At 72.8% G+C, this 9,479-nt stretch carries 9 protein-coding genes; 6 read left to right on the top strand and 3 right to left on the bottom strand.

Annotated features, from left to right (window positions below):
• From AC1DQC_RS19495 to AC1DQC_RS19485, 3 genes are all read left to right on the top strand, one after another.
• A partial coding sequence (locus AC1DQC_RS19495) for an HNH endonuclease signature motif containing protein (RefSeq protein ID WP_477052889.1) occupies positions 1-721 on the top strand: 721 nt, incomplete at its 5' end.
• Positions 722-1,039: 318 nt separating this feature from the next.
• Entirely contained in the window at positions 1,040-2,002 is a 963-nt protein-coding gene (locus tag AC1DQC_RS19490) for an RNA polymerase sigma-70 factor (protein WP_477052888.1), read from the top strand.
• A gap of 87 nt (positions 2,003-2,089) precedes the next feature.
• Positions 2,090-3,265: an NAD(P)/FAD-dependent oxidoreductase gene (locus AC1DQC_RS19485; protein ID WP_477052887.1), complete on the top strand. Its 1,176-nt coding sequence runs from the start codon at positions 2,090-2,092 to the stop codon at positions 3,263-3,265.
• 4 nt (positions 3,266-3,269) lie between these two features.
• Here the strand turns inward: AC1DQC_RS19485 and AC1DQC_RS19480 are convergent, their stop codons facing one another.
• Genes AC1DQC_RS19480 through pdhA form a run of 3 tightly spaced genes read right to left on the bottom strand, consistent with a single transcriptional unit; the run spans position 3,270 to position 6,801 of the window.
• A complete protein-coding gene (locus AC1DQC_RS19480; protein WP_477052886.1) occupies positions 3,270-4,676 on the bottom strand; it encodes a dihydrolipoamide acetyltransferase family protein in 1,407 nt (468 codons plus the stop codon).
• Positions 4,673-5,680 carry an alpha-ketoacid dehydrogenase subunit beta gene (locus AC1DQC_RS19475; RefSeq protein ID WP_477052885.1) on the bottom strand — a complete coding sequence of 336 codons (1,008 nt, stop codon included), beginning with the start codon at positions 5,678-5,680 and terminating at the stop codon, positions 4,673-4,675. The genes AC1DQC_RS19480 and AC1DQC_RS19475 overlap by 4 nt, the downstream gene beginning before the upstream one ends.
• Entirely contained in the window at positions 5,680-6,801 is a 1,122-nt protein-coding gene (gene pdhA, locus AC1DQC_RS19470) for a pyruvate dehydrogenase (acetyl-transferring) E1 component subunit alpha (RefSeq protein WP_477052884.1), read from the bottom strand. The genes AC1DQC_RS19475 and pdhA overlap by 1 nt, the downstream gene beginning before the upstream one ends.
• A gap of 142 nt (positions 6,802-6,943) precedes the next feature.
• Here pdhA and AC1DQC_RS19465 point away from each other — a divergent pair, with 142 nt between their 5' ends.
• The 3 genes from AC1DQC_RS19465 to AC1DQC_RS19455 all read left to right on the top strand — a co-directional run.
• Positions 6,944-7,708 (top strand): CoA transferase subunit A, encoded by a 765-nt coding sequence (locus AC1DQC_RS19465; protein WP_477052883.1) that lies wholly within the window; start codon positions 6,944-6,946, stop codon positions 7,706-7,708.
• Positions 7,705-8,358: a CoA transferase subunit B gene (locus AC1DQC_RS19460; protein ID WP_477052882.1), complete on the top strand. Its 654-nt coding sequence runs from the start codon at positions 7,705-7,707 to the stop codon at positions 8,356-8,358. The genes AC1DQC_RS19465 and AC1DQC_RS19460 overlap by 4 nt, the downstream gene beginning before the upstream one ends.
• On the top strand, positions 8,355-9,479 hold a 1,125-nt coding region (locus tag AC1DQC_RS19455; protein ID WP_477052881.1), incomplete at its 3' end, for an acetyl-CoA C-acyltransferase. The genes AC1DQC_RS19460 and AC1DQC_RS19455, both read left to right, overlap by 4 nt.

The raw sequence follows: 9,479 nt of genomic DNA, 5'->3' as shown, positions 1-9,479 counted from the left end.
CGCGTACACCGCGATCGACGCCCTGGCCGGCACCAGTGCCGTGGACGGGGACGAGCGCACCATCGATCAGCGGCGCGCGGACGCGTTCAGCGACGTGTTCCTGGGCATCCTGGACCGGCAGTCCACCCCGGACGGCACCCCGCTACCCACCAAGCACGGGCAGCGGGTCGCCCTGCAGGTGAACGTGGCCGCCTCCACCCTGCTCGGCCTGGACGACGCCCCCGGCTACCTCGGCTCCTACGGGCCGATCCCGGCCCAGCTGGCCCGCGAGCTGGCCCAGGACGGCACCTGGCGCCGCGTGCTGACCGACCCCACCGGGCAGGTCTGCTCGGTGGGCACCGATGCTTACCGGCCGGGAGCGGATCTGACCCGGACCGTGCAGGCCCGGGACGTGACCTGCACCTTCCCCGGCTGCCGCCAACCCGCCACCCGGTGCGAGATCGACCACCGCATCCCCTACGACCAGCACAGACCACCCGGTGGGCATGACCCGCAGACGTGCGAGGCGAACCTGCACGCGTTGTGCAAGCACCACCACCAAGCCAAGACCGACGGCTGGTGGAACGTCACCTACAACCGCACCACCGGGGTGTCCCTATGGACCGACCGGCACGGGCTGACCTACGCCCGCCACCCAGTCCCCATCTACGTCGACCCATCCGCCTACGAACACCGGCCAGCCACACCACCGCGGCCCGACCTCGGCGACCCACCCTTCTAGCGACCGGGCGACCAGATGCTCTTCGGCCGACTGCGGTGCGGTCTGATCGTGGTTGCCGCAAGATCCGTGCCGGCCCGCGGAGGTTGCTGCGTGGGCGCGGCGCCCGTGGCGTCGAGGATGCGGACCGCTCGAGGCAGAGAGCGGGTCGCCGCCGCAGGGTGGTCGCGCGTCGCTCGATCGAGGGTCCGTGGCTCGCAAGGAGGGCCGAGCCGTCGGTGCTCGACGGCGTCGGGTGGTCGAGGGTGCGCGCTCCCAGGCGGGGCCGAGGGGCCTCCATCGGGTAGTCGGGCGTCGTCGCCGTAGGGTCGAGGTGTGAGCGTGCGAGACACGGATCGGGTTCCCCTTCGGGCCGCGGAGCTGGAGGCGTTCGAGGCGCTGCGGCCACGGCTGGAGGCAATCGCGTACCGCCTGCTCGGCTCGGCCGCGGAGGCGGAGGACGTCGTCCAGGAGACGTTCCTGCGGTGGGAGGGCGCGGACCGCGACCAGGTGCGCGTGCCGGCCGCCTGGTTGACGCGGGCGCTGACCAACCTGTGCCTGACCCAGCTGCAGTCGGCGCGGGCTCGGCGCGAGGTGTACGTGGGCGAGTGGCTGCCCGAGCCGCTGCTCGCGGGCGACCCGATGCTCGGCCCCGCGGAGACGGCGGAGCAGCGCGAGTCGGTCTCGACCGCCGTCCTCGTCCTCATGGAGCGCCTGACCCCGAGCGAACGGGCGGTGTACGTGCTGCGGGAGGCGTTCTCGTACTCGCACGCCGAGATCGCCGAGCTGCTCGACATCACCGAGGCGAGCAGCCAGCAGGTCTTCCACCGCGCGAAGCAGCACCTCGCCGTGGAGCGGGCGCGGACGGAAGTGGACGCCGCGACCGCTCGCGAAGTGGTCGAGCAGTTCCTGGTGGCAGCGACCAGTGGCAAGACCGAGCCGCTCCTGCGGCTGCTCACGGCTGACGCGATGGGCGTCGGCGACGGTGGCGGGCACGTCCCGGCTCGCGCGAAGCCGTTCTTCGGCGCACCGGCGGTCGCGCAGTTCCTGCGCGGGCTGTTCCGGCCGGCCGACGCGAAGCGTGCGCTCATCGGCGGGAGCCCCGACTTCTACGCGTGGACGGCCAACGGGAGCCCGGCGCTGGTCGCGGTGGTGGGCGACCGGCTGATCGGCGTCATGAGCCTCGAGGTCACGGCCGACGGGATCGCCGCCGTGCGCTCCCAGGTGAACCCCGACAAGCTCGGGCGCGCCGCGCGTCAGTGGGCGGCGTCGGACCACGGGGAGCCGCTGCTGCGCGGGTGGTGAGTGACCACCGTCACACCGCGAACCTGTCAGGGATCGGGGTGCCGTCCAGTTCAGGAGGCACCACCGATCCACGACAGGGAGCGACTCATGAAGCACCGCATCGTCATCCTCGGAGCCGGGTACGCCGGGGCATCGGCGGCAGGGCGCCTAGCGCGCCGACTGCACGGCGACGACGTGGAGATCACGCTGGTCAACGCCGAGCCGGACTTCGTCGAACGGGTCCGGATGCACCAGCTGGCGACCGGACAGACCCTGCGCAGCCGCCCGCTGGACGACCTCCTGGCCGGCACCGGCGTGATCCTGCGCGTCGCACGGGTGGCCGCCGTCGACGTCGACGCCAAGACCGTCGCCCTCGAGGGGGCCGATGACCTGCACTACGACACGCTCGTCTACGCCCTGGGCAGCGCGCGCGACGACCACGGTGTGCCCGGGGTCTTCGAGCTCGCCGACGAGGTGGCCAGCCGGCCGGGTGCCCTCCGGCTGTGCGGGCGGCTGCGCGCGCTCCAAGCCGGCGGACGGGTCGTGGTCGTCGGGGGCGGGCTGACCGGCATCGAGGCGGCCAGCGAGATCGCGGAGTCCTTCGAGAGCCTCGACGTCGCGATCGCCGTGCCGGCCGGGCTCGGCGACTGGCTCTCACCCGCGGGTCGGGCGCACCTGCGCGGCACCTTCGACCGCCTCGGGGTCACCGTCCACGAGAACGCGCGGGTCACGAGCGTCGGCGCCACCGCCGTCCTGACCGACGACGGCGCGACGATCCCGGCCGATGTCACGGTCTGGGCGGCGGGCTTCGCCGTCCACCCGATCGCGGCCGCGTCGTCGCTGGCCGTCACCGACCGGGGGCAGATCCTGGTCGACGAGACGATGCGGTCCGTCTCGCACCCGGACGTGTACGCGGTGGGCGACGCGGCCCTCGCGCACGGACCGGTGGGCAACTCGCTGCGCATGTCGTGCGCGTCGGGCATCCCGATGTCGTGGCAGGCGGCGGACTCGATCGTCGCGCGCCTGACGGGCGGCAGGCTCCCGCGCACGCCGCTGGGGTACGTGCACCAGTGCATCAGCCTGGGTCGGCGCGACGGCCTGATCCAGATGGTCACCACCGACGACCGCGCCCGGTCCTTCGCGCCCGGCGGACGGCTCGCCGCCCGCTACAAGGAGCTGGTCTGCGCCGGCGCGGCGTTCATGGTCGCCCACCCCGTGCCGTATCCAGCGCGACGGCGGCGCACCGCGAAGGAGGGTTCGCTGGTCGCCGCCGCCGCGCAGTAGGGGGCTACACCATCCGTAGGACGGTGCCGGGCTGCGCGAGGATCGCGCCGACGTCGGAGAGGAACCGGGCCGCCTCGGCTCCGTCGACCAGCCGGTGGTCGAACGAGACGCTCAGCGTCATCACGTGGCGCAGCGCAACCTCGTCGTGGAACTCCCACGGACGCCGGCGGATCGCGCCCATCGCGAGGATCGCCGCCTGGCCCGGCACCAGGATCGGCGTGCCCGAGTCGACGCCGAGCACCCCGATGTTGGTGATGGTGATGGTCCCGCCGGCCAGGTCGGCCGGCGTGGCAGTGCCGGCCCGCGCGGCTTCGGTGAGCGCGCCCAGGGCGTCGGCGAGCTCGGGGAGCTTGAGGGCGTCGGCGTCCTTGACGGTGGGCACGAGGAGCCCGCGCGGGGTCGCCGCCGCGATGCCGAGGTTCACGTATGCGGGCTGCACGATCTCGCCGGCGGCCTCGTCCCAGCGCGCGTTGAGCGACGGCGTGCGGCCGACCGCGAGGATCACAGCCTTGGCGACGAGCGCGAGGATCGAGATCCGGTGGCCCTCGAGCGCGCGGTCCGTCCTGAGCTGCTCGAGCAGCTCGAGCGTCGGCGTGACGTCCACGGTCAGCGACGTCGAGGCGTGCGGGGCGGTGAACGCGCTGCTCACCATGGCCGCTGCCGTCTGCTTGCGGACGCCGGCGATGGGGATCCGGACCTCGCGCTCCGCGGACGGGGCGGACGGGGTGCCGGTCGTTCGACCGGCGGGGCGGCTCACCGTGGCGGGCTTCGTCGACGACCGGTCGACGACCGGCGCCGACCCGTCACCGGAGACGACGTGCAGGACGTCCTCGCGCGTGATCATGCCGTCCTTGCCGGTCCCCTCCATCCGGTTGAGGTCCACCCCGAGGTCGTGCGCGAGCTTGCGGACGGGCGGGAGCACCTTGGGTCCGACGCGACGAGCCGTCAGGCCCAGGCCCTCGACGTCCGCGGCCGCGTGCGAGGCCATCCACGCCGCCGACCGCGACTTGCGCCGCGGCCGAGCCGACCCTTCGACCAGAGGGCCGTAGCCGACCAGCACGGAGGTCCGCTCGGGCGCTGGCACGGCAGCCGGCGCCGGAAGGGTCTCGGCCGCCTCGTCGGCTGACACCGGCGGCGGGTCTGCGGCCGGCGGGGTGGCGGCCGTGCTCGGCTCGTCGACCGTGATCGTCATGAGCGGCGCCCCGACGGGCACGGTGTCGCCGGCCTCGACCAGGAGCTCGGCGACGACGCCCGCGTACGGCGACGGCAGTTGCACCAGCGCCTTCGCGGTCTCCACCTCGGCGACGACCTGGTTGAGCTCGACCGTGTCGCCGACGGCGACGGTCCACTCGACGAGGTCGGACTCGGTCAGTCCCTCACCCAGGTCGGGCAGGGTGATCGTCTGGATCATGACGCCCTCCATCCGGTCAGGGAGTGCTGTCTGCCCATCACGCGGTCGACCGCGTCGAGCAGCCGGTCGAGGTCGGGCAGGAAGTGGTCCTCGAGCTTCGCGGCGGGGTACGGGGTGTCGAACCCGGTGACGCGGACGGGCGCGGATCGCAGCGCGTCGAAGCAGCGGTCGGTGATGCTCGCGACGATCTCCGCGCCCAGCCCACCGTTGCCCTGCGCCTCGTGCGTGACGACGAGCCGGCCGGTCTTGCGCACCGACACCTCGAGCGTGTCGAGGTCGATCGGCGACAGCGATCGCAGGTTGACCACCTCCACCGAGAGCCCGTCGTCCAGCGCGGCGAGGGCGGCGTCGCGCGCGGTCATGACGAGCGGCCCGTACGTGGCGAGCGTGACGTCGGTGCCCTCGACGACGACGCGGGCCCGGTCGAGCAGCGGGACGCCGTCGAGGGACTCGTCCACCTCGCCCTTGACCCAGTACCGCCGCTTCGGCTCGAAGAACACCACCGGGTCGTCGCACGCGATGGCCTGCCGGAGCATCGTGTGCGCGTCCTGCGGGTGGGAGCAGGTCACCACCCGAAGGCCCGGCGTGTGGGCGAAGTACGCCTCGGGCGACTCGGAGTGGTGCTCGACCGCGCCGATGCCGCCGCCGTACGGGATGCGGACGGTGATCGGCATCCGGACGGCACCGCCGGTCCGGTAGTGGATGCGGGCCACCTGCGTGACCAGCTGGTCGACGGCCGGGTAGACGAACCCGTCGAACTGGATCTCCACCACGGGTCGGTAACCGCGGTAGGCCAGCCCGACGGCGACGCCCATGATCCCGGCCTCGGCGAGCGGCGTGTCCATGACGCGGTCGGTGCCGAAGTCGCGCTGCAGCCCGTCGGTCACCCGGAACACGCCCCCGAGCGTCCCGATGTCCTCGCCGAGCAGCACCACGGTGGGGTCGTCGTCGAGCGCGTGCCGCAGGCCGGAGTTGAGGGCCGCGGCCATCGTCATCGTGGCCATCACGCCTCCTCGTCGAACATCGCGAGGTAGGCGGCGTACTGGCTCCGCTGGCGTTCCAGCTCGGGCGTCGGCTCGACCAGGACGTTCTCGAAGACGCTGAGCGGCTCGGGCGCCTCGAGCCCGTAGCAGCCCGCGCGCATCTGCGCGGCGAACGTCTCCGCCTTCTGCGCGATGTCGGCCGCGCGCTCGTCGGAAAGCGCCTCGCGTGCGCGCAGCAGCCGCTCGAGCCGCGTGATCGGGTCCTTGGCCGCCCACTCGGCCTTGTCCGACGGGTCGACGTAGCGGGTGGGGTCGTCGGACGTGGTGTGCGGGCCCATCCGGTACGTCACGGCCTCGATGAACGTGGGGCCCTCGCCCCGGCGGGCGCGGTCGAGAGCCTCGCGCGTCGCGGCCATGACCGCCAGCACGTCGTTGCCGTCGACGCGGACGGCCGGGATGCCGTAGCCGGCCGCGCGGTCCGCGATGGGGCGCTGCGCCTGCAGGCCGACCGGCTCGGAGATGGCCCACTGGTTGTTCTGGCAGAAGAAGATCACCGGCGCCTGGAAGGTCGCGGCGAACACCATCGCCTCGTGCACGTCGCCCTTGCTGGTGGCGCCGTCGCCGAAGTACGCGACGGCGACCGAGTCGACGCCGTCCTTGAGGCACCCGAGCGCGTACCCGGTGGCGTGGAGGGTCTGCGAGCCGATCATCACCTGCGGCGTGGCCATGCCGATGGTCCGCGGGTCCCACCCCGCCAGGGCGGTCCCCCGCCAGACCCGCATGAGGTCGGTCGGCTGGGCGCCGCGGCAGTACGCCACCCCGTTCTCGCGGTAGCTGCTGAAGACGAAGTCGTCGCTGCGCAGCGCGCGGGCCGAGCCGATCTGCGCGGCCTCCTGGCCGAGGAGCGGCGGCCACAGACCGAGCTGCCCCTGCCGCTGGAGGGCGACGGCCTCCGTGTCGAAGCGGCGCACCACGACCATGTCCTCGTAGAGGTCCAGGAGGTGCTCGTCGTCCACGTCGGAGATCCACGGGTCGTAGACCGGATCCTCACGACGGACGCCGTCCGGCGTCACGAGCTGCAGCGCTTCCGCCTGCTGATGAGTGGGCAGGGCACGGCCGGGTGACACATCTGCACGCAACATGTTTCGCTCCGTCTGGTGGCGGAACCGTCGCTCTTGTGAAGCTAGGCCCCATTGCCTGATGTCCCGCCAGAGTATGTCTGCGCCCCGCTGGACGCGAGCCTCGACACGATGCGCACAATGCTGTGGTCGACAGGAGGCAGTAATGGACAAGGTCGTCCAGTCCGCCGTCGAGGCGGTAGCCGACATCCCCGACGGGGCGACCCTCGCGGTCGGTGGATTCGGCTTGTGCGGTATCCCGAGCGTGCTGATCCACGCTCTGCTCGACTCCGGCGTCGAGGACCTGGAGGTGGTCAGCAACAACTGCGGCGTCGACGACTGGGGGCTCGGCCTGCTGCTGCAGGCCGGTCGCATCCGGCGGATCATCGCGTCGTACGTGGGCGAGAACAAGGAGTTCGCCCGGCAGTACCTGGCCGGCGAGCTCGAGGTCGAGCTCACGCCGCAGGGCACGCTCGCCGAGCGTCTTCGTGCAGGTGGGAGCGGCATCGCGGCGTTCTACACCCGGACCGGCGTGGGCACGCTGGTGGCGTCCGGCGGGCTCCCGTGGCGCTACGACGCGTCCGGCGGGGTGGCCGTCTCGTCGCCGCCGAAGCCCGTCGAGACGTTCACCGTGCGGGGCGTGGCCCACGAGTTCGTCCTCGAGGAGGCCATCACGGCGGACTTCGCCCTCGTGCGCGCCGCGCGCGGCGACCGCCTCGGCAACCTGGTCTTCCACGCGTCGGCCCGGAACTTCAACCCGCTGTGCGCGGCCGCGGGAGCGGTGACGATCGCGGAGGTCGAGGAGCTGGTCCCGGTCGGCACGCTGGACCCCGACGCGATCCACCTGCCGGGGATCTTCGTCGATCGGGTCGTCGCACTTTCACCCTCCGAGGTGACGGACAAGCGCATCGAACGGAGGACGGTCTCATGACGCTCAGCCGCGAGCAGATGGCGGCGCGCGCCGCACGAGAGCTGACGGACGGCGCCTACGTGAACCTCGGGATCGGGCTGCCGACGCTCGTGCCGGGGTTCGTCCCGCCCGGGATCGAGGTCGTGCTGCAGTCCGAGAACGGCGTGCTCGGCGTCGGCCCGTACCCGTCGGACGACGAGGTGGACGCCGACCTCATCAACGCCGGCAAGGAGACGATCACGGTCGCGCCGGGGGCGTCGTACTTCGACTCGTCGCTGAGCTTCGCCATGATCCGCGGCGGCAAGGTCGACGTCGCGATCCTCGGGGCGATGCAGGTGTCGGCGTCCGGGGACATCGCCAACTGGATGATCCCGGGGAAGATGGTCAAGGGCATGGGCGGCGCGATGGACCTGGTGCACGGCGCCCGGCGGATCGTGGTGCTCATGGAGCACGTGGCGCGCGACGGGTCCGCGAAGATCGTGCCCGCGTGCACGCTGCCGCTGACCGGCGTCGGCGTGGTGGACCGGATCATCACGGACCTCGCGGTGATCGACGTCGAAGTCGACGGGCTCGTCCTGCGCGAGTGCGCGCCGGGGGTGTCCGTCGACGAGGTGAGAGCGGCCACCCCCCTGGTGCCGCTCCGGGTGGACGAGGACGTGGTGCTGTCATGAACGCTGACCGTGAGGTCGTCATCCTGTCGTTCGCGCGCACGCCGATGGCGCGCATCAACGGCGGCCTGTCGTCGCTGACCGCGGCGTCGCTGGGCGCCGCGGCGATCGGTGCCGCACTGTCTCGGGCCGGCGTGGCGCCGACGTCCGTGGACCAGGTGCTGATGGGGCAGGTGGTCCAGGCGGGCGCCGGGCAGAACCCCGCGCGCCAGGCGGCCGTCGCCGCGGGCATCCCGTGGACGGTCCCCGCCATGACGCTCAACAAGGTCTGCCTGAGCGGCCTGACGGCGATCATCGACGCGGCACGCATGATCCGGCTCGGCGAGGCGGACGTCGTCGTCGCCGGTGGGCAGGAGTCGATGAGCCAGGCGCCCCACCTGCTGCCCGGGTCGCGGCGCGGGTGGACCTACGGCGACATCACCGCGGTCGACTCGCTGGCGTTCGACGGGCTCACCGACGCCTTCGACCGCGAGTCGATGGGCTCCTCGACCGAGCGCGGCAACAAGCTGCTCTCGATCACCCGGGAGGCGCAGGACGTGGTCGCCGCGCAGAGCCATCGCCGGGCCGCGGCCGCGGTCGAGTCGGGCGTGTTCGCCGAGGAGATCGTGGCCGTGGAGGTGCCGCAACGCCGTGGTGCCCCGGTGCTCGTCTCGCAGGACGAGGGCATCCGGCCGGACACGACGCCGGAGTCGTTGGCTGCGTTGCGGCCGTCCTTCGCGGCCGACGGGACCATCACGGCCGGGAACGCCTCGCCGCTGACCGACGGGGCGGCTGCCGTGGTGGTCGCGGGCCGTGACGTGGCCGAGCGGCTCGGGCTGATCTGGCTCGCGTCCGTCGGCGCGTCGGGGCAGGTGGCCGGCCCGGACAACTCGCTGCACTCGCAGCCGTCGGCCGCGATCTCGGCGGCTCTGGACCGCGGTGGGTGGGCGTTGTCGGACGTCGACCTCGTCGAGATCAACGAGGCCTTCGGCTCCGTCGTCGTGCAGTCGCTCGCCGACMTCGGGTATCCCCTCGAGCGGACCAACATCCACGGCGGCGCGATCGCGCTCGGGCACCCGATCGGCGCGTCCGGCGCGCGGCTCGCCGGCCACGCCGCAGCCGAGCTCGCGCGCCGGGGCCAGGGC

Source organism: Cellulomonas sp. P4_H12, from assembly GCF_056400905.1.
Note: the sequence above shows the minus strand (reverse complement) of the source record. Positions and strands in the feature narration are given on the sequence as shown.